Here is a 20,023-nt window from a genome sequence, read left to right as displayed (position 1 = left end):
ATGGCAAAGACAAGCAGCAATACAGAAGATTATTCGAAGTATGTAAGAAAATTTTGGAAGATATTCGTGATAGGATTCGCCTCTGTAATCCTCTTCTTCCTTTTAGCATCATGGGGCGTATTCGGGGCCATGCCTTCGTTTGACCAGTTGGAAAACCCGGATTCGAACGTGGCTACCGAAATCATTTCGTCCGACGGTCAAACACTCGGTAAGTTCTATATCGAAAACAGGACTCCCGTAAAATATGCCGAGCTGCCAAAGCACCTTGTGGAAGCCCTGATCGCTACCGAAGATGAACGCTTTTATGAGCACTCGGGAATCGATTCGAAAGGGACACTGCGTGCCGTAGCTACCCTGGGCGGAAGCGGTGGTGCAAGTACCATCACGCAGCAGCTGGCCAAGAACCTTTTCCACAAGAGGCCACAGTCGTCCATTCTAAGGGTTATCCAAAAAGCAAAGGAATGGATCATCGCCACGCGCCTTGAAAGGCAATACACCAAAGAGGAAATCATTGCCATGTACCTTAACACTGTAGATTTTGTAAACAATGCCGTGGGTATCCGTTCGGCATCCAAGACCTACTTTGGCAAAGAGCCAAAAGACCTCACTGTTGAAGAGGCTGCCGTTTTTGTAGGGATGCTTAAAAACCCGTACTACCTGAACCCAAAAACATTCCCGAAAGAGTCAAAGGCCAGGAGGAACACTGTTTTGGCACAAATGGAACGCTCGGGCTTCCTTACCAAAGAGCAAAAAGAATCCTACCAGAAAAAGGAGCTTATACTGCGCTACTCACCGCAAAGCCACAAAGAGGGTATTGCCACCTACTTTAGGGAATACCTGAGAGGATACATGCAGGAATGGCTAAAAGAGAACAAGAAGGAAGACGGTACGGAATATGACCTGTATACCGACGGTCTTAAAATATACACGACCATCGATTCCAAAATGCAGCAGTATGCCGAGGAAGCGGTAGATGAGCATTTGGCCAACCTCCAGCAGCAATTTTACATTGACCAGAAGAACAATAAGAATGCGCCATTCATAAAGCTCAGCGATGCCGAGACGCAAAAGATACTGGACCGTGCCATGAAGAACTCCGAACGCTGGAGGATCATGAACGAAAAGAAAATTGCTGAAGCCGACATAAGGGCATCGTTCAAAAAGAAAACCCGGATGACGGTATTTACCTGGAAAGGTGAAAAAGATACCATCATGACCCCGCTGGATTCCATCCGCTACTACAAGCACTTCCTGCAAAGCGGCATGATGTCGATGGAACCGCAAACCGGCCATGTTAAGGCGTGGGTGGGCGGCATCAACTACAAGCACTTCCAGTACGATCACGTGGCGCAGGGCGCAAGGCAGGTAGGCTCTACCTTCAAGCCTTTCGTTTATGCTACCGCCATCGAGCAGCTGCATTATTCTCCGTGCGACTCCATACGCGATGAGCCCTTCAGCATGCCGCAGGGCAAATATGGCATTGATAAAGCCTGGCATCCGCAAAACTCGAACGGTAAATATATGGGAACCGTTACCCTGAAAAAAGCGCTGGCCATGTCCATCAACACCGTATCGGCCAAGCTGATCGACCGTGTAGGCCCTAAGGCGGTGGTAGACATGACCCACAAACTGGGTGTTGAAACGGAAATACCGGAGCAGCCGGCGATTGCACTCGGCGCGGTAGAAATTACGGTAAGCGACATGGTGGCGGCCTACAGTACCTTTGCCAACCAGGGTATGTATGTAAAGCCGATCATTATTACTAAAATAGAAGACAAGAACGGCGTGGTGCTTTTCCAGCCTAAGGTAGAAACCCACGAAGTTGTGAATAAAGACATTGCCTACGCCATTATCAAGCTGCTTGAAGGGGTTACCGAGAGCGGATCGGGCGCAAGGCTCAAATGGGGCGGCGGCGGCGGCAACGGCTACGACCGCATGACGGGCTACCCGTATGCGATCATTAACCCTATTGCCGGTAAAACGGGTACAACCCAAAACCAGTCGGACGGTTGGTTTGTGGGCATGGTGCCGAACCTTGCTACAGGCGTTTGGGTAGGCAACGAAGACCGATCGGCACACTTTAGGAGCCTTACCTACGGTCAGGGCGCTACCATGGCGCTGCCTATATGGGGCCTTTACATGAAAAAATGTTATGCCGATGACACCCTCGAGTACAAAATATCGGAAAAGCCGTTTGAGCGTCCGTCCAACCTGTCCATTAAAGTGGACTGCTGGAAGCCGCCTGTGAAGGATACAACCGAAAGCGACAGCACAAAACTCCCTATAGACGAGTTTTCAGAATTCTAACAAAAGCGCCTTTTTATAAGGCGCTTTTTTATATATTTATCCACCAAAACTAAACTTTGTTGTATGATTAATAAAAAAGTTCAAAATGTTGAAGAAGCCCTCAGGGATGTGCAGGATGGCATGACCCTTATGCTGGGCGGCTTTGGCCTTAGCGGGCTTCCGGAAAACAGCATTGGCGAGCTGGTGCGGAAAGGCACCACCGGCCTTACCTGCATTTCCAACAACGCAGGTGTGGACGATTTCGGTCTTGGCCTGCTGCTGCAAAAGCGCCAGATCAAAAAAATGATATCATCGTATGTGGGCGAAAATGCCGAATTTGAAAGGCAGATGCTTAGCGGCGAACTTGAGGTAGAACTTACCCCACAAGGCACACTGGCCGAAAAATGCCGTGCCGCACAGGCGGGCATACCGGCTTTTTATACGCCTGCGGGATATGGCACCGAAGTAGCCGAAGGCAAGGAAGCACGGGAATTCAATGGCAAAATGCACATTATGGAAGAAGCCTTTAAAGCCGACTTTGCTATCGTAAAAGCATGGAAAGGCGACGAGGCGGGCAACCTCATATTCAAAGGTACGGCACGCAACTTCAACGCCTGTATGGCTGGTGCTGCAAAAATTACCGTAGCCGAAGTTGAGGAACTGGTGCCCGTTGGCGAGCTTGACCCGAACTTTATCCATACCCCGGGCATCTATGTACAGCGTATCTTCCAGGGCGAAAAATATGAGAAGCGAATTGAGCAACGTACCGTAAGACAACGTTGATAAATTAATCAATGTAGCAATTGACTAATGTAACAATTATCGGTGTGGATAGAGAAAATATTGTTGTTTCCAGGTCAATAGATTTCGCGTTAGATATAATCGCTTTTTGCGAAGTGCTGGAAAGTCAAAGGAAGTTTGTAATCGCCAATCAATTATTAAAGTCGGGTACAAGTATTTGCGCAAATATCCATGAGGCACAAAATGCGGAGAGCAGGGCAGACTTTATCCACAAAATAAAGATTGCAGCGAAAGAACTGGAAGAAACAAAATATTGGCTTTTACTTTGCGAAAAGGCTACATCATATCCCTTCGATGAAAAATTGAAATTTAAAGTTAATGAATTAGGCCTGATCGTTTTCAAAATTCTTAGTACAAGTAAAGCTAACAGGTAAGTTATAGTTGCAATTTGTGCATTGCTACATTAAGTAATTGTTCCATTAGTAAAGCAACAGTGGCAATTGGTACATTGCTACATTAAAAAATTGATACATTATTATGGCATTAGGTAAAGAACAGATAGCGAAACGAATTGCAAAAGAAGTTAAGGACGGTTACTTTGTAAACCTTGGCATTGGCATCCCGACATTGGTTGCCAATTACGTAAGGCATGACATATCGGTAGAATTCCAGAGTGAGAACGGCGTGCTGGGCATGGGCCCGTTCCCGTTTGAAGGTGAGGAAGACCCGGATGTGATCAATGCGGGGAAGCAAACCATCACCACGCTGCCGGGAGCCTCATTTTTTGATTCGGCCACCAGCTTTGGGATGATCCGTGCGCAAAAGGTAGACCTGACCATACTTGGTGCCATGGAAGTGGCCGAGAATGGCGACATTGCCAACTGGAAGATCCCGGGCAAGATGGTAAAAGGTATGGGCGGCGCGATGGACCTAGTGGCTTCGGCAGAGAACATCATCGTGGCGATGATGCACGTGAACAAGGCCGGCGAATCGAAACTGCTGAAGCGCTGCAGCCTGCCGCTTACAGGCGTGGGCTGCGTGAAGAAAGTAGTGACCGAACTGGCGGTGCTGGAAATAGTGCCTGAAGGCTTTAAATTACTGGAGCGCGCACCCGGCGTAACCGTTGAGGACATTAAAAATGCTACGGAAGGCAACCTCATCATAGAAGGCGAGATACCGGAAATGGTGATAGAATAAGACCACTAACCCCCGAAGGGGAACAGCTACACTCATTCAGTGGTAAAATGTACAAACCCCAAAGATTTCTGAAAATCTTTGGGGTTTGTAATTATCAGCTGTGCTTTTCTTATTCTAAAACTTCTTTTATTTTATTGACTATTGTTGCCGGCGCTATGGTTGCCATGGCGTCTTCATAGCCTTTTACTTTTTTGTTACCATATACCGATGTAGGCAGCAGTGGGTATTTTTCCCTGTCGGCAGTTATGGCATAATCTACGGGCTGTCCAAAAGGTGCAAAACCGGTATAGGGATGCGTGGCGCCCCAAAGTGTGATTACCTTTACGCCCAGCATTGCCGCTATGTGGGCATTGCTGCTGTCCATGCTCAGCATGAGGTCGAGATGGGGAATCAGCTTCAGTTCCTGTTTCAGGTTCAGTTTTCCGGCTACCACCACTATATTATTACGTTCCCGGGCATATTTTTTAAGCTGGCTCACTTCGTGCCTCCCGCCGCCAAAGAGCATCAGCGTGTAATCCGGCTGGGCTGCAAGGGCTTCAATAACCTTCTGCATCTCTTTTCTCGGGTATATCTTGCCGCTGTGCTGCGCAAACGGAGCAATGCCTATCCAGGTACCGTTTTTAGGGCCGGTAAGTTCAAGTATATCTACGCTGAGGGATTTCTTCTCCGGAAAAGTGTGCGAGTGCAGGTCAACGGGAAACCCAATGGCTTCAAAAACCTTGGCATAGCGCTCTGTTGTAGGCAGTAGAGGCTCAAATATTTTTTTAGCAGGGTCATGGCTGGTTAGCGCGGCTTTTTCTTTCCTTGCTTTATCAACAGTCGCCGTCTTTTTCCCCCTAAGCGAAAACAGCTTTGTTATAATCTTCGATCGCAACACATTATGCAGGTCGGCTACGGCATAAACATGGAGCTTTTTCAGGTCTCTGTACAACCGAAGCAGCCCGAAAAACCCTTTATGCCGGCCTTCGGTATGCGCTTCAAAAAAGTTTACTTTGGGAATGTCTTCAAAAAATGGCCTGTAGGATGCTCTTGATACCACAGTCACTTTTACCTTATGCTGTGCTACAAGGCTGCGCACCACCGGCACCGTCATTGCGACATCGCCCATGGCAGAAAGCCTGATGACAAGGATGTGCTTGGTTTTTCTCCCCATGGGAGTTACTTTTTATTCTGGTAAAGTACCGGATTCAGCTCTTCGTCGTTGTACATTTTCATCTGCTTGTACACTTTCATGAACTTATCGCCATTCTCTATATCAGTAAGCAAGTCATCGATAGCTGTAGAAAGGTCCTTCTTCTGTTCCAGCAGCACATCGAGCTTCTCCTGGCATTTCTGCCTGTGTTCAGGTGAAGCATCCGGGCGTGTAGCCTCCTCGTGCATGTGGTATATTTTGAGCGCCAGGATAGAAAGCCTGTCAATAGCCCATGCCGGGCTCTCCGAATTGATCTTAGCACCGGCTTTTGGCTGCACGCCGCTGTATTTTTGTAAAAAATAACTGTCGATGTATTCCACCATGTCGGTCCTTACCTGGTTGGAGGCGTCAATTTTCCTTTTCAGCACAAGGGCTTCTGCCGGATCGATCTCAGGGTTGCGGATGATGTCTTCATAATGCCATTGTACCGTATCTACCCAGTTTTTTGCATACAGCAAATGTTCGATCTGGTCTTTTGCATACGGATTTTCAACAGGCTGGTCTACACTGTCAAATTTGTGGTAATCAACAATGCTCTGCTCGAATATGGGGAAGGCTAATTTTGAAAACATCGGGTTTATTTTTTTTGCAAATATAGTTTTAATACTTTTAACCTGCTAAAACAAATTTTTCCTCAATGCAGATACACTACCTTTCCCGGGATAACAGCATCCTCAACCACTTCCTTGCCCAGTTGCGTGACGTAAATGTGCAGCAGGACCGCATGCGTTTCCGCAGGAACATAACACGCATAGGGGAAATCATGGGCTACGAAATCAGCAAGGCGCTGGAATATGCGGACATTGAGGTAACTACGCCGCTGGGGACTAAGAATACTACAGCACTAAAAGACGGTGTGGTGCTATGCTCCATCCTGCGGGCAGGGCTGGCGCTGCATGACGGTTTCCTGAATGTATTTGACGATGCCGAAAACGGCTTCATATCGGCCTGCAGGCACCACCCGAACAATGATGACTATTTTGAAATTCTTGTAGAATATAAAGCTGCTCCTTCTTTTACCGGGAAGAACCTGATTGTACTCGACCCCATGCTGGCAACAGGGATGTCGTTGGCAGAAGTGCTGAAAAAGATACTTCCCGGCGAAATACCTGTATCGCTGCACATTGCGGTAGTAATTGCCGCCCCCGAAGGCATTGAGCTCTTAAAAGAAGCGTTGCCCGATAACTGCCACCTTTGGGTTGCATCTCTGGACAGCCACCTCAACGAAAAGAAATACATTGTACCGGGACTGGGCGATGCGGGGGATCTGGCGTATGGGGTAAAGCTATAAGCCGCTTATAACTGCACCATAAACAACCCCACGGCAATCAATACGATAACCGCAAGCGCAATTTCCCTGAACCATGCGTTTTCCTGGCTTTCGAGGTAATTGGCCCCCATAATGGCCAGCGGCGCAAAGGTAAAGGCCAGGAAGCTGTTGTTTTTATGGTTAGAAAGCGCATAGATGCCTACGCCTATCAGGAACGAATACAATATCTTTTTGTGAGACGACTGGAGGTTAAGCGGCTTGCTGCTGATTGAAAATCCGTAGGGTATGGCAAACAGCACCGCTACTGATGAAAAAACCGCCAGCGCTATGTTTTGGTAGATATTTTCAAAATAGGTGAAATCAAAACTGATGTGGGTTTCGTCCAAAACACGGTCTAAAAAATCCTGCCCCGTTATAAAACCGGCCATGGCATATATTACCGCTATGGCAAAAAAAGCGATGAATGGAATGATCCAGTTGCGGTAGTCACGGTATACGTGGAAAATTATGGAGATGAACACAAGACCTATATAGATAATGCACCAAAAATGGAATGCGGCCGCCGCAAATATCCAAAAGGAAGCATCAAATATCTTTTCCTTTGGGGTAATTAGCGACTGGAGCGACACCAGCCTGCGCAGTGCCAGCAGCAGGAAAAAGTTGGCTATGATGATCCTGGTATTGACCAGTGTGGTAGGAAAAAGCACCAGGAAAACAAAAAACAGGAACATGGCATAGGTGTTGGCCCTGCTCAGGGTATTCCTGCGGGTTACAAAATTAGTAAGGAAAAGCGACCCTGCCAGCAAGAGCAGCAATCCTGCCTTTTCGAGTATGAGCAGGTAGTTGCCGGTCCAGCTGTCGTCCTTAAAAAGGTATAAAAAATAGAATAAAACCAGCCCACCGCCAATGAGGGCATAATTTATAGGCCTGGATTTATTAAAAACACTTGCAAACATGCGATTATTTTATACTTTTGTGACTGTAAATATAATACTTGATCTAAAGATGAAAGCATTTTTCGAAGGCCTTGGCTATCTTTTTACCGATATCCTTTTTTTACCGATGAACTTTTTCCGTGCGCTTGAGCTGGAAAACTGGTGGATCGCCAACATCATCACCTGGATATTCATCATCATCTGCTGTGCAGCTACATGGTACTGGCTGAAGCAGCTTACCATCTTCAAGCAAAATAACGACGACGACCAGGACACTACGGCTCACTCTTTCTTATCATAAGTCGAGCCCGATATCCTTTCTAAAATACATCTTATCAAAATGTAGCCCTGCTATGTTTTGGTAAGATTTTTTTATGGCCTCCATAAAGGTATCACCGTAGGATGTTACCGCAATAACACGGCCGCCATTGGTTACTACCTGCCCGTTATCCGGCTTTGTCCCGGCATGGAACGCTATGGAGCCTTCCACTTTTTCAAGCCCCGATATAACATCGCCTTTTCCATACGCCTCGGGGTAGCCGCCTGCCACCACCATTACGGTAGCAGCGCTTCGCTCATCAATAACAAGTTCTGCCTCACCCAGCTTTTCATTGGCCACCGCCACAAACAGCTCTACCAGGTCCGACTTTAGCCTTGGTATTACCACCTCGGTTTCAGGATCGCCCATGCGCACGTTGTATTCAATAACAAATGGGTCGTTCCCCACTTTTATAAGGCCTATGAATACAAACCCCTTATAGTCGATATTGTCATTCTTCAGCCCTTCTACGGTTGGCTTTACAATGCGTGTTTCAATTTTCTCCATGAACTCCGCATCTGCAAACGGCACCGGCGATACGGCACCCATACCGCCTGTGTTCAGTCCGGTGTCGCCCTCTCCTATCCTTTTATAATCTTTTGCGGCCGGCAGCAGCTTGTAGCTTTTGCCATCAGTGAGCACAAAGCAGCTCAGCTCTATGCCGTCCAGGAATTCTTCTATCACGACTTTAGCGCTCGCTTCGCCAAATTTGGCATCCACCAGCATATTCCTCAGTTCCTGCTGCGCTTCGGCCAGGTCGCTGATGATAAGCACGCCTTTGCCTGCGGCAAGTCCGTCTGCCTTCAATACATACGGTGGCTGTAATGTGGTAAGGAACTCGCAGCCCTGCTCTACGGTGTCTTTGGTAAAGCTGTCGTAAGCCGCGGTGGGTATGTTATTTTTTATAAGGAACTGCTTGGCAAACTCCTTGCTGCCTTCCAGCTGTGCGCCATATTGTGACGGGCCTATTACCGGGATTGCGGCAAGCTCACTGTCTTTTTTAAAAAAATCGGAAATGCCTTTTACCAGCGGGTCTTCGGGGCCTACCACCACCATATCGATGCCGTGGGTAAGGACTGTATCTTTTACTGCGCTAAAATCTACCGGACTGATGTTGATATTTGTAGCAATGGCTGCGGTGCCTGCATTTCCCGGTGCTACAAACAGCGCTTCGCACAGGGGGCTTTGCAGCATTTTCCATGCCAGTGCATGTTCCCTTCCGCCGGAACCAAGTAGTAAAATTTTCATGTTGTGTTGTTGTTAGTTGTTATTGCGGTTAGCCTCTGCAAAAATAAAGAAGACAAACGTAACCGCATAGGAACAGGGTATAAGTTTTCCCAATGTTTTCAATACGGATAAAAATTCACACTGCAGGCATCAGTAGGCCTTCTCGTCGCCGGCGAATATGTTTACAACTGTTTGTATTATTATCTTGATATCGAGCAGGAGCGACCAGTTCTCGATATAAAACACATCGTACTTGATCCGGAACACCATATCTTCATTGCTGCTTATCTCGCCCCTAGATCCCCTTACCTGCGCAAGCCCTGTAATTCCGGGTCTTACATACAGGCGCACCATGTATTTTTTGATGCGGTGGCTATACAGGTTATTTTGCGACCAAAGGTGCGGGCGCGGGCCTACCACCGACATATCGCCCTTAATCACATTGAAGAACTGCGGCATTTCGTCCAGGCTGGTCTTGCGGATGAATTTGCCTATACGGGTTATCCTCGGGTCATTTTTAACCACCGACTGCTCTGTGCGCTCATTGATCTGCATGGAGCGGAATTTGTAGCAGAAAAATTCTTTCTCGTTGATTCCCGGACGGCTTTGCTTAAAGAACACCGGCCCGCGTGACTCAAGCTTTATCAGCAGGGCAAGCAAAGGGGTAAGCCATGAAAGCAGCAGGGTAATGACAAGCAATGAAAAAATGATGTCGAAAGCCCGTTTTACCATTTGTGCAAACGGGTCATGCAGTGCTGTCTTTTTCAGCGAGAGCACCGGGAACATTTCATAATAATCCATCCTCAGGTTCTTGGCAAATATGCCATCGGTGTCAGGGATGAACTTTATTGTCTTTTTATTGATGTCGGCAAACTCTACCAGTTCTTTCAGCTGCGTGTTGCTTATCTCGTTGAGCGAGCAGTATATTTCATCGATACTGTTTTCCTGTACATAGGCTTCTATGTCAGCAATTTTCCCTTTCACATCAGGGTTTGTTTTTTTATCCGAAAAAAAGCCCTCGAAGCGGTATCCGTAATCCGGACGTGTTTCGAAAACCTCCTTTAGGCGGATAGCCTGCTGGGTATAGCCGATGATGACGGCCTTACGGTAGTTGCTGCCTGTGGCTACCCTATAGCGCTTGAGGTAATAAAAAGTAAGGAATTTACACAGCGTTATGGCTGCAAAGGCTGCCAGCAGGTACTCTGCAATGGCCTGGCCGCTGAAAATGGTATCCTTGGCAAAGGGGAAAAATGCGATAACGCATAGCAGGAACAGTATGCCCTGCCCCATGAGTTTGGTGATGATTTTTATGGGCGTAGTATAGCGGTATACGGCATAAAACCCCGAAAAATAGGAAATGATGCCCCAGCAAGCTATTTGGTACGCGCCGAAATGGAGGTAATTTAGGCCATGCTCGCGGAAAAAGAACCGGAACAGCACGGTTATCACCAATACATCGAACAGTATGGTAACAGGCCTTAAATATCTAGAATACCTTCCTTTCCCGGATAAGATCATCGGTTAATGTATAAATCCTGAAAAATCTTTATGCTCTTCCTTTTGCAGTTCTTCGGTCGAAAGCGACCTGAAGTAATCATAGGTTATTTTCATCCCTTCGGCGCGGCCCACTTTTGGTTCCCAACCCAATAGCCTTTTAGCCAGGGTGATGTCGGGCTGCCGCTGCAGCGGGTCATTTACCGGCAATGGGTGGTAGGTTACCTTTTGGTCGGTACCCGTAAGCTTTATGATCTCTTCGGCAAAGTCTTTAATGGTAATTTCATCGGGGTTGCCAATGTTTACCGGGTAAACATAGTCGGAATGCAGGAGCCTGAAAATACCTTCTACCTGATCATCCACATAGCAGAAAGAGCGTGTTTGCATGCCGTCGCCAAATATGGTAAGATCCTCGCCTCTTAGAGCCTGGCCTATAAAGGCAGGGATAACACGGCCGTCGTTGAGCCTCATGCGTGGCCCATAAGTATTGAAAATCCTTACAATGCGTGTTTCTACCTCATGAAACGTATGGTAGGCCATGGTAATGGATTCCTGAAAGCGCTTAGCTTCGTCATACACCCCGCGCGGGCCTATGGTGTTTACGTTGCCATAATAATCTTCGGTTTGCGGGTGTACCAAAGGGTCACCATATACCTCGGAGGTAGAAGCAATAAGTATCCTTGCTTTCTTAACCCTGGCAAGCCCAAGCAGGTTGTGCGTGCCTAATGATCCTACCTTCAGCGTCTGGATAGGTATCTTAAGGTAATCGATAGGGCTTGCAGGCGATGCGAAGTGCAATATATAGTCAAGATGTCCCGGAATGTTTACAAACTTGGTAACATCGTGATGGTAGAATTCGAAGTTTTCGAGTTTAAAAAGGTGCTCAATATTTTTAAGGTCGCCTGTGATGAGATTGTCCATCCCTATCACAAAATAACCTTCTTTTATAAACCTGTCACATAGGTGTGACCCCAGGAAGCCTGCCGCTCCCGTTATCAGGATTCTTTTCATATCTTTTTCCAAAACCTTTTGGCGCCAGGCCATTAAACAGGCAATACAAAACAGTGAAAAACACCACTCCGCGCTGCCTCCATAAAAATGATTCCGTCAAAAGTAAGGCTATCATAAGAATTGCAAAAGCAATATGCACAAAATCTTTGCCCTGAAGCGCTTTTTTTAGGTTAATGCCTAATAGTACAAGCAATAGTAAAAACCCGAAAATGCCAAGGTCGGCAAAAGTTTCTATATACTGGTTATGGAAATTCTGAAGGCTGTACCCATAGTTTATTCCGTCACCGCTTCCCGGGTGTACGTTCAGGCTTGTCCCTTTTTCATTTACTTTGTGCGATGATGCATTGAGCCCGTATCCGGTAAGCATCATGGCAGGGTCTTCGGCGGCCAGCTCTGTAAATACCCTCCCCTGGTATACCCTGAAGGCAACACCGTTAAAGTAATCGTTGTGCGAAAATTTTTCCTTTGTCCACGCATCCTTTACGGTAAGGTTGTTTACGCCATCTGCAAGGGTTGCCTGAGTGGTGAATTCTTCCACAAGCCTTTCTTTTATCTTGCCATAATAGCCCAGTGCCACAGCAGATGCCATAAATGCAACAAATACCGTAACCCTGGCTTTTTTAGGCATCCGCGAATAAAAAAGCATGTAGGTAGCCGTAAGCAGGACATCTATGAATATGACTGTTTTTGATGACAGCAGGGTTATCACAACAAAAAGGAATATGAAGCAGGCATAAGCCCACCATGTCTTGTTTTTTACCGTAAGGAAGTAAAACAATGGCACCGAGAACAATGCCGAAAGGTAGATGGCGTTGACAGAGAATGTAGACAGCTCATGGTAAAAAAACACTTCGGGGTTTCCGGTTTGGGTATACCTGACTACAGCCCTGCCCACAAAAAAGAGGGCGGCAAGCACCATAGCAATGCTGAAATTTTTCAGGATATCTTTTCGTCCCATCCTGATGAACCTGTTATTGAAGCAAAATGCCAATGGGATGAAGAGCAATGAGGCTTCTTTGGAGAGTGCCCTGAAAGTGCTGTTGCAGTCTACAGACCATAGCAGGGAAAGTGCCATGAACAGGTACATGAGCATGGGCAGCAATAATGCTCTGTTGTAATAGATACCATCCCGTTTTGCCGACAGCACTGAATATAAAACGAACAGCACAATGGTGATGCTGTTATAGGCATACCCCAGAGGCAGCGTAACCAACACCGCCGATACGAAAAAAACCAATAGCTTTTTACCCGGGGAAAGCCCGATTCTTTTTAGCAAGGCATCGCTCGAAAAGTTGTAGATATTCCCCATTAATCTTCTCCCAGTTAAAATCTTTCTCTATAGCTTTAAAGTTGTTCTCAATCTTTTGCAAATTACTGCTTTTTGACAATGTTGCAAGCAGCGCCGCAACCTCCTGCGGGTTGGCAAAATAATAAGCATTGTCCTGTAGAACGCCTTTGTTAAAATTATTATTGTGTGCCGCGATAAGTGCGTGCGATGCCATGGCCTCGAGCAACGACGGGTTGGTGCCGCCAACCGAGTGCCCATGGAAATATATTTTTGAATAATAGCGCAGGCTGTCCAGGTGCTGTATATTGTATATGCCTCCCGTAAACCTGATATTCGGATAGTTTTTAAATTTTTCTTTTAGGTAAGCGCCATACTTTGTTTCGTGCTTACCCACCACGAGTATTGGCGTTGTGTCGTTGCCCAAAACCACGCCGCTAAGCACCATGTCCAGGTTGTTCTCCGGCTCAAAGCGCGCCATGATCATGTTGAAATTGCCCTTTTGTACATTATACAAATCCGGAATGCTTTCATCGGGCGAATAAAACGGGTGTGCCCCGTAGGCTATGTAGGCAGAGTCCTTTTTATATTCTTCTTTCAGGAACGACTGTATTCCCAGTGAGTCGGCCACGAGGTAATCGCTGTGGTTGGCAGCCAGCTTTTCGGCATATTTAAGAAACTTTCGCACCGGGGCTGAATATTTGGACCGCTTCCATTCAAGTCCGTCCATATTTGTAATCACTATGGCGCTTTTAGGCAAAAGGAAATGCCAAATGGAGCTGCTGGTATAACCAAGCTGTAGTATGATGTCGAAGTTGCGCTTCCGGATGTCGCGTATGCAGTTAAGGTCATAAATGAACTGGCCGAACGTGCCTACTTTATACTCGGGGTCGTACTGGTGGAGTATGTGTACGCCGTGAAACATTTTTTCCTGGTATGGATGGTTGTGCGAGTTGTACACATATACCTCATGCCCCCTCTCTGCAAGGTATACCGAGAAATATTCTGCAAACTGTTCAAAACCACCGTAATGGTTCGGGATGCCCCTTGTACCGAGTATAGCTACTTTCATTTAATCCGGATTCCTTTCACTGCGCGCCAAAAATACACATAAATAGAATATGGAGTATTAAAAAATTAGCATAGAAATTATTGCCTAAGCTGATGCCTCCTGGATTATGCATCAAGTATTTTGCTTATCTGCGCCACATAGTTAGTTACAGAAAAATGAGAAAATGCTCTTTCCTGTCCGTTATTGCCAAGTTTTGCGCGTAAAACTTCATCATAAGCCAATTTTTTAATGGCATTTGCAAGCAATTCCTCATTGCCAGGGTGTACCAGATAGCCTGTTTCATTATCAACGACAATTTCTGTAAGTCCTCCGTGGTTGGACGCTACTACAGGTTTTTGTGCGAGCATCGCCTCCAATGCGACAAGCCCAAAGGGTTCCGGTTCGGTAGAAGGCACAACGCCGATATCTGTCGCAGCCCAAACCGCTTTCATATTTTTTGTAAAAGGTAACAGGATAACTTTATTTTCAAGTTGGTGATCTTTTATCATCTCCTCAAGCTCATGAAGATAAAATTCCTGTCCCGGCACGGTAGATCCAACTATAAACAACTTTATGCCTGTATCCCTGAGATAGCCTATGTAGGAACTCATAAGCCATTTATGGCCCTTAAAGCGGCTAATCCTGCCTACAAGGGTTACCACTATATCATTAGGTGCAAAGCCAAAAATTTCTTTTTGATTGGTTAGGGCCATTCCTTCACCTTCGGTTTGGAGACCGTTATGTATAATCACACATTTTTTTTCAAGTCCTGCCTGTCTTTTGGTAAGATTGTCTTTGCAGGCATACGATATGCAAATTACCGTGTTGGCATACCTGTTTAAAAGCCATGCAAACCCATTGGCAATCATTTTAGGGTGCTCAATTATTTCGTGGACATGCCATACATGCTTCAGCCTTTTCTTCCGCGCAAACAGCATTCCCGACAATACCGCCAGCGTATTGGAGTACACCAGGTCAAATTTATATTCGTTATGCAATTTGCCAAGTATCTTCATGGTTTGCCTGTAGCCTTTAACAAAATTCAGCAGTTTTGCCGGTGTAAACATATCCCTATACAGCTTTAGTACAGGCGCTATAAATACCCTGATGCCCAGCTTTTCAAACTCTTCTTTCAACGGGCCTTCTCCCGGTAATATGACTATCGGGTTAAAAACTGCGCGGTCAATCCGGGAAAGCAGTGTAAGCAGCATTTTGTCAGACCCATACAGCTCAGCGGATTGATGTATAACCAGGATATTTTTCATGACAAACGTTTCCTTTCTTTTAAATGCAAATGCCAGAACATACCGCCAACAATAAAAATAATAATGTCTTTGCTGTTATACATGCCCGTTATCATTACGGTAGTCATTAAGAAGATAATACCTGCGGCTGAAATAAGTACATTGGCGAGGTTTCTCGATTTATAAATGTAGGCATACCAGCGTAAAAGCACAAAAATGTAAATAAGCAACCCCAAAATGCCTGTTTTATACAGGAGATAAATATACCCATTATGAAGCTCTGAAATAAAGCGGATTCCTTTTTTGTCTCCAGTGAGTGGGGCATAAAATTTCAAATCCACTAGTGAACCGTGACCTGTGCCAAATAGGTAGGATGACGGATGGTCATTCATCAATTCCAATGCCCTCTTTGCCTCATATCCGCGCCAGTGGTCCCAAAGATCGGCATGGTCTTCTCTGTCTATATTGAAGGTAAACAGCTCTTCGGGTACAATCTTTACCTTGTAAAGAAAGCCTTCGAGTCCTGTAGCTCCCCTTTTTATATTGGCGTTATATAAATAAACATAAAACAGGCCAATCAATAAAATCACAATGCTAATGGCTTTGAGTCCCTGTTGGGTTATCCTGGTGTAACCCTTCATAGCAAGCCAAAGTACCGCAGCAATAACTATCATGGTCCTTGAGAAATACAAAAAAGCCGAAACCGATAATACCACCATGCAAATCCATTTGTAATAATGCTTTTCAAAAATTTCGCTTCCTTCAAACTTTGGAAAGTAAACTAAAAGGAACAAACCGAATATCTCCAGGAAATTATCCCGTGTATAAAGCCGTATTTGCTCTATAGAACCCGACATAAAATCGGTAAAGAGTACAATTATGCCAAAGTGGATCAAAGCGGTAACTACAGACGCTATTACAACTGTTTTTGCAAACATCCTGAAATCGCCTATGCGTTTGAAAAACGTATAGCCAAGCAAAAGTCCCAATATAGGTTTGATAAAATGAAACAGGTCTTTAAAAATCGTTGAGGGACCGTACCTGTGAATTGCCATACCTATCAAGCCGATAAGCAGCACCATTACAATACTAGCAAGGTGCTGGTACAGCCTGTTCGAAAAACGTATCGGTTCGAGCAGGGCACAGAATCCCAGTATGCCTAATTGCAAAAAAATGTTGATCCGGAAGGATTCAACATACAACTGGCATAACGCTATCAGAATAAACAGCGCCGTGTAAACCGTTTTCTTTTCAATCTTTGTAACCATGCTTTACAGGCCTATTACTTTTTTTACTTTCTTTATCATCTTATTGATGCTCAATGCTGCCGTAGTAAGCATCTTGTCGATGCCAGACTTATGCTTCTCAATGTACATTTCATGGCCTTTTACCACGAGGTTGTCCCGTGAGTTGTTATATCCTACAAAATGAATATAGCTGAGACCCGGCATGAAAACCCTTCTATAACCGGCATCAGCCACTTTTTTGCAAAGGTCTACATCTTCCCCATACATAAAATAATCCTGGTCGAAGCCTCCAACATTGTCGTATATTTTTTTTGGCATCAGCAGGAATGAGCCCCCCAGCCAGTCTACATCATAAAACGCCTTTGTGAAATTGCCGCTCCTGAACTCAGGTCCCATAAGAAACATATTTTTCAGGCGTACCATATTGAATGGGTTGGGGAAGTTGGCTGCCGAAATCAGGTAATTGCCATTACCGTCGAGCATCCGTATGCCCAAAGCGCCAATGGTGTTATCTTTTTGTACAAAATCCAATGCGGGTGCAAGGTGATCCTGTACTATCGTGTCATTATTAATGAGCAGGAGGTATTCGCCCTTCGCAACTTCCACCGCAGTGTTGTTACCCCGCCCAAAGCCAAGGTTCTGGCTACTTTCTATAAGCCGAACTTCAGGGTAGTGTTGCTTTATGTATTCACAGCTGCCGTCTGCCGACATATTGTCCAGCACAATGATTTCAAAATTGATCCCGGAGAGTTTATCGTATAAAGAATCGAAACACCCCTTGAGGTATTTCATCCCATTGTAATTCACTATGATTACCGACAGCTCCATAAGCAATTCATTATTTTACTGGTCTCAGGCAAATGTATAAAACCCCAGTTTCTTTTTTATGTATAAAACGCATACTACATTGAGCAATACATTGGTAATAAGGCTAGCCCAAGCAGAACCGTTTATGCCATACAGAGGTATCAGATAATAATTCAGCACAATATTCACAAAAAAGCAGGCAAGAGAAATATTCCTGAAAATTCTTGCGTTACCGGACATATTGAGTATCTGGTCAACATTCCCCAATGCCGCACTAACAAATACCCCAACTGCAATAATAATCATTGTTTCGGCACCCTCAACGGCCTGCTCATCAAAAAATGACAATATAAAGGGTGCCATCAGTATCAGCCCTGCAGTTACAGGTACAGAAAGTCCTGCAACGATTCGTGTTGTATTATTTACCAGTTTTTTAAAATCGGACAAGTTCCCTTTACCGTACAGCTCGGCCATTTTTGGCATGATAATAAGGTTAACCGAAATAATGACCAGTGATCCAACACTGCCTGCCCTGAAAGCGTTATAATATATTCCTACTTGAGTTTTGTCAACCATCGTTCCCAAAATGAGCACATCTGTCCAGTTTAGCAAAAACAAAAAAAGCCCGCTAAACATCATAGGAGATGCTGTTTTAATTAACTCATTTGTAGACAGTATATTTTCTTTTTTAGAAGGCTTTAGATCAAAAACCAAAAATGCTTCTATAAGGACCACTAATCCAATAGACAAAGCGAATGCCAAGAAGCTGAAATGCCCTCTGTAACCTAACTTGTAAAACAGGTATAGAAAAACCGCCAGCAAAACATTTGGCAAAACAAACATCAGCAAGCCGTATTTTATAAATTTTTTTGTGGCAATGAAAAAATATAAAAAAAGCTCATGGAATATAAAAAGCGGTAATGATATGATTAGCATCAAAAAATAATTGATGAGTTCCTTATCATCATATAGCTTTACCGCTATAAAATCTGACCCAAAGAAAAAAAACAATGAGGGCAATGCCGCAAACAAAAGAGTAACCCTAAGACCTTGGATTAAAAGCTTTTTGGCTTGTCCCATATCCAGTCTGTTGTTGCCTACTATCATAACCATTGCGTTAGGTATGCCTAACGCCAGAAGCATTGCAGCAGCTTGCGAAATAGTAAATACTATCGAATATCTGCCTGAAACGTCAAGACCAAACAGCCTTACGATCATAATACTTGTCACGAAAGACATGGTAAGCCCGAAAATCCTGAAAAGAAAATTGATGCCTGATGTAGATATTATTTTTTTGAAATCAGAATTCATGGGTTAGGCAAAGAACTGGATATTATGTTTTTTTTGCTTTCAGAAAATATTGTACCGAGAAGAACTCCTCAAAAATTCCAAATGTTACAATATTAACAATTTTGGCCAGAGAGCGGCCTTTGTAGTTTTTTATTGAACTTTCCTGATAAAGTATTTTAAACGCCGAACCGGCAAGTAGCCTTACCATATTCTTCCTGCAGTAAAAACGCATATGTGTGTAGTCAAACAGGCCGCTTTCTTCATACTCAAAATCACCTTTCAGGAAAATTTTTTTAAACGCTAGGTAGTGGCGAACATTAGGCATACTAACCAGCAATTCCCCTTCAGGCGCAAGATATTTATGTACCTTTTTAAGCACCTTTTTTGGTTCGACAAGGTGTTCCAAAACGTCAGGTAGCAGTATCAGGTCAAAATAGCCATAATACTCAGGGAAATCTATGTCTTCGATATTACCAAAGATAAACCTGTCAAGTGACTTGTAATTTCCGGGGTTATTTGTGTCTTGAAAAATATCGACACCCACTGCTTCGGCGGCAATACCTCCCTGTTTCAAAAAATACAGCGTCTCGCCATATGCTGCGCCAATTTCCATCACCTTAAGTCCTTTTTTACTGGATTCTATAAGATTAATGAGGTCATGCCTCACATTGGCATAATAACTTGATGATTTATCGCTGTAATTCATTTATAAATCTATTTTGGTAGTTAGCTCCATTATCCTGAACATAAAAGTAAGCTCTTAAAAAATGAAGAACGTACTGACTAACGCTAAAGAGGTTAGGCAGTGTTTTAATTTTTGGATTGGTGTTTAAAAGGCCGGCTGACAAACCGGCCTTTTTTTATGGTTGGCTTACTATTGAAGGCCTTTCAGGGCCATGATAAGTTCACCTTTATTATGCACGAAAGGATCATATACACCATTTACTTTTTGGGTTTTGAAAGATCCTCCCTGTGTTGGTTTCACATAATCTGTAGTATTAAAATATTTAAAGAAGTCTGCACCCGAAATTTCGAATTCCTTATCGTTTTGTTTAATTATCATATTGTTAACGGTCATCTCTTCCTGGTCAGGATTTTGTCCCACATCAAACCTCAGGCTGGTAAGCTTTGCATCGTCGGGCATATCAAACACTACCTGCTGGCTTTCGCTTTTGCCGGGTACATCTACCCTTACGCTTTTAGGGCCAAAATCGAGCGATCCGTCTTCGGTATAAAATATTTCAAGAATATCATCCTTCTTTACCGTCATATTCACAACAATCTGTACCGGCGACTCTGCTACAGCTTGCTTCTCAACCGGAAGCTCGTCTATCGATTTTTCATTTTTGCAGCTTACCATTGCCGATAACACTATAAATACGGCAATAAAATTCCTAACGTTTTTCATGTTTTCTGTGTTAACTACT

General features: G+C 44.7%; 20 protein-coding genes. 6 read left to right on the top strand and 14 right to left on the bottom strand.

Annotated elements, in window-relative coordinates; genetic code table 11:
- The 4 genes from OGH69_RS09355 to OGH69_RS09340 all read left to right on the top strand — a co-directional run bounded on the left by OGH69_RS09355 (window position 1) and on the right by OGH69_RS09340 (window position 4,224).
- Window positions 1–2,307 carry a penicillin-binding protein 1A gene (locus tag OGH69_RS09355; protein WP_265174198.1) on the top strand — a complete coding sequence of 769 codons (2,307 nt, stop codon included), beginning with the start codon at window positions 1–3 and terminating at the stop codon, window positions 2,305–2,307.
- 63 nt (window positions 2,308–2,370) lie between these two features.
- Window positions 2,371–3,069 (top strand): CoA transferase subunit A, encoded by a 699-nt coding sequence (locus OGH69_RS09350; RefSeq protein ID WP_265174197.1) that lies wholly within the window; start codon window positions 2,371–2,373, stop codon window positions 3,067–3,069.
- 44 nt (window positions 3,070–3,113) lie between these two features.
- Window positions 3,114–3,461: a four helix bundle protein gene (locus tag OGH69_RS09345; RefSeq protein ID WP_306354381.1), complete on the top strand. Its 348-nt coding sequence runs from the start codon at window positions 3,114–3,116 to the stop codon at window positions 3,459–3,461.
- Window positions 3,462–3,564: 103 nt separating this feature from the next.
- Window positions 3,565–4,224 carry a 3-oxoacid CoA-transferase subunit B gene (locus OGH69_RS09340; RefSeq protein WP_265174196.1) on the top strand — a complete coding sequence of 220 codons (660 nt, stop codon included), beginning with the start codon at window positions 3,565–3,567 and terminating at the stop codon, window positions 4,222–4,224.
- A 109-nt stretch (window positions 4,225–4,333) separates the two neighbouring features.
- On the opposite strand, the gene OGH69_RS09335 is transcribed toward OGH69_RS09340, so the two are convergent.
- Together OGH69_RS09335 and OGH69_RS09330 are read right to left on the bottom strand one after the other, a co-directional pair.
- Window positions 4,334–5,377: a glycosyltransferase family 9 protein gene (locus OGH69_RS09335; RefSeq protein ID WP_265174195.1), complete on the bottom strand. Its 1,044-nt coding sequence runs from the start codon at window positions 5,375–5,377 to the stop codon at window positions 4,334–4,336.
- Between the two features lie 5 nt (window positions 5,378–5,382).
- A complete protein-coding gene (locus tag OGH69_RS09330; protein ID WP_265174194.1) occupies window positions 5,383–5,988 on the bottom strand; it encodes a DUF4254 domain-containing protein in 606 nt (201 codons plus the stop codon).
- 65 nt (window positions 5,989–6,053) lie between these two features.
- On the opposite strand from OGH69_RS09330, the gene upp reads away from it, so the two are divergent.
- Complete coding sequence (upp, locus tag OGH69_RS09325; RefSeq protein ID WP_265174193.1) at window positions 6,054–6,707, top strand: uracil phosphoribosyltransferase; 654 nt, start codon at window positions 6,054–6,056, stop codon at window positions 6,705–6,707.
- A gap of 5 nt (window positions 6,708–6,712) precedes the next feature.
- On the opposite strand, the gene OGH69_RS09320 is transcribed toward upp, so the two are convergent.
- Window positions 6,713–7,642, bottom strand: coding sequence for a DUF6427 family protein (locus OGH69_RS09320; protein ID WP_265174192.1), 930 nt, complete (start codon window positions 7,640–7,642; stop codon window positions 6,713–6,715).
- A gap of 49 nt (window positions 7,643–7,691) precedes the next feature.
- On the opposite strand from OGH69_RS09320, the gene OGH69_RS09315 reads away from it, so the two are divergent.
- Window positions 7,692–7,922, top strand: a complete 231-nt coding sequence (locus OGH69_RS09315; protein ID WP_265174191.1) for a DUF6341 family protein — start codon at window positions 7,692–7,694, stop codon at window positions 7,920–7,922.
- Here the strand turns inward: OGH69_RS09315 and purD are convergent.
- The 11 genes from purD to OGH69_RS09260 form a co-directional block, all read right to left on the bottom strand.
- Window positions 7,917–9,188, bottom strand: a complete 1,272-nt coding sequence (purD, locus tag OGH69_RS09310; protein WP_265174190.1) for a phosphoribosylamine--glycine ligase — start codon at window positions 9,186–9,188, stop codon at window positions 7,917–7,919. The genes OGH69_RS09315 and purD overlap by 6 nt on opposite strands.
- A 129-nt stretch (window positions 9,189–9,317) precedes the next feature.
- A complete protein-coding gene (locus tag OGH69_RS09305) occupies window positions 9,318–10,685 on the bottom strand; it encodes an undecaprenyl-phosphate glucose phosphotransferase (RefSeq protein ID WP_265174189.1) in 1,368 nt (455 codons plus the stop codon).
- 3 nt (window positions 10,686–10,688) lie between these two features.
- On the bottom strand, window positions 10,689–11,672 hold the full coding sequence (locus OGH69_RS09300; protein WP_265174188.1) for a UDP-glucuronic acid decarboxylase family protein: 984 nt from the start codon (window positions 11,670–11,672) through the stop codon (window positions 10,689–10,691).
- Window positions 11,617–12,981, bottom strand: a complete 1,365-nt coding sequence (locus OGH69_RS09295) for an O-antigen ligase family protein (RefSeq protein WP_265174187.1) — start codon at window positions 12,979–12,981, stop codon at window positions 11,617–11,619. Before OGH69_RS09295 ends, OGH69_RS09300 begins: the two co-directional genes overlap by 56 nt.
- Window positions 12,917–14,029, bottom strand: a complete 1,113-nt coding sequence (locus OGH69_RS09290; protein WP_265174186.1) for a DUF1972 domain-containing protein — start codon at window positions 14,027–14,029, stop codon at window positions 12,917–12,919. The genes OGH69_RS09295 and OGH69_RS09290 overlap by 65 nt, the downstream gene beginning before the upstream one ends.
- 104 nt (window positions 14,030–14,133) lie before the next feature.
- The gene (locus OGH69_RS09285) at window positions 14,134–15,273 is read right to left on the bottom strand and encodes a glycosyltransferase family 4 protein (protein ID WP_265174185.1); all 1,140 of its coding nucleotides are present in this window, start codon (window positions 15,271–15,273) and stop codon (window positions 14,134–14,136) included.
- Entirely contained in the window at window positions 15,270–16,520 is a 1,251-nt protein-coding gene (locus OGH69_RS09280; RefSeq protein WP_265174184.1) for an O-antigen ligase family protein, read from the bottom strand. Before OGH69_RS09280 ends, OGH69_RS09285 begins: the two co-directional genes overlap by 4 nt.
- Window positions 16,521–16,523: 3 nt before the next feature.
- Window positions 16,524–17,327, bottom strand: a complete 804-nt coding sequence (locus tag OGH69_RS09275; RefSeq protein ID WP_265174183.1) for a glycosyltransferase family 2 protein — start codon at window positions 17,325–17,327, stop codon at window positions 16,524–16,526.
- Between the two features lie 24 nt (window positions 17,328–17,351).
- A complete protein-coding gene (locus tag OGH69_RS09270) occupies window positions 17,352–18,617 on the bottom strand; it encodes a flippase (RefSeq protein WP_265174182.1) in 1,266 nt (421 codons plus the stop codon).
- A 22-nt stretch (window positions 18,618–18,639) separates the two neighbouring features.
- Complete coding sequence (locus OGH69_RS09265; RefSeq protein ID WP_265174181.1) at window positions 18,640–19,302, bottom strand: class I SAM-dependent methyltransferase; 663 nt, start codon at window positions 19,300–19,302, stop codon at window positions 18,640–18,642.
- 168 nt (window positions 19,303–19,470) lie between these two features.
- Window positions 19,471–20,004 carry a hypothetical protein gene (locus OGH69_RS09260; RefSeq protein ID WP_265174180.1) on the bottom strand — a complete coding sequence of 178 codons (534 nt, stop codon included), beginning with the start codon at window positions 20,002–20,004 and terminating at the stop codon, window positions 19,471–19,473.
- Window positions 20,005–20,023 lie beyond the last annotated feature (19 nt).

The sequence above is a fragment of the Flavobacterium sp. MFBS3-15 genome (assembly GCF_026107645.2).
GTDB lineage: Bacteria > Bacteroidota > Bacteroidia > Flavobacteriales > Flavobacteriaceae > Flavobacterium.
Note: the sequence above shows the minus strand (reverse complement) of the source record. Positions and strands in the feature narration are given on the sequence as shown.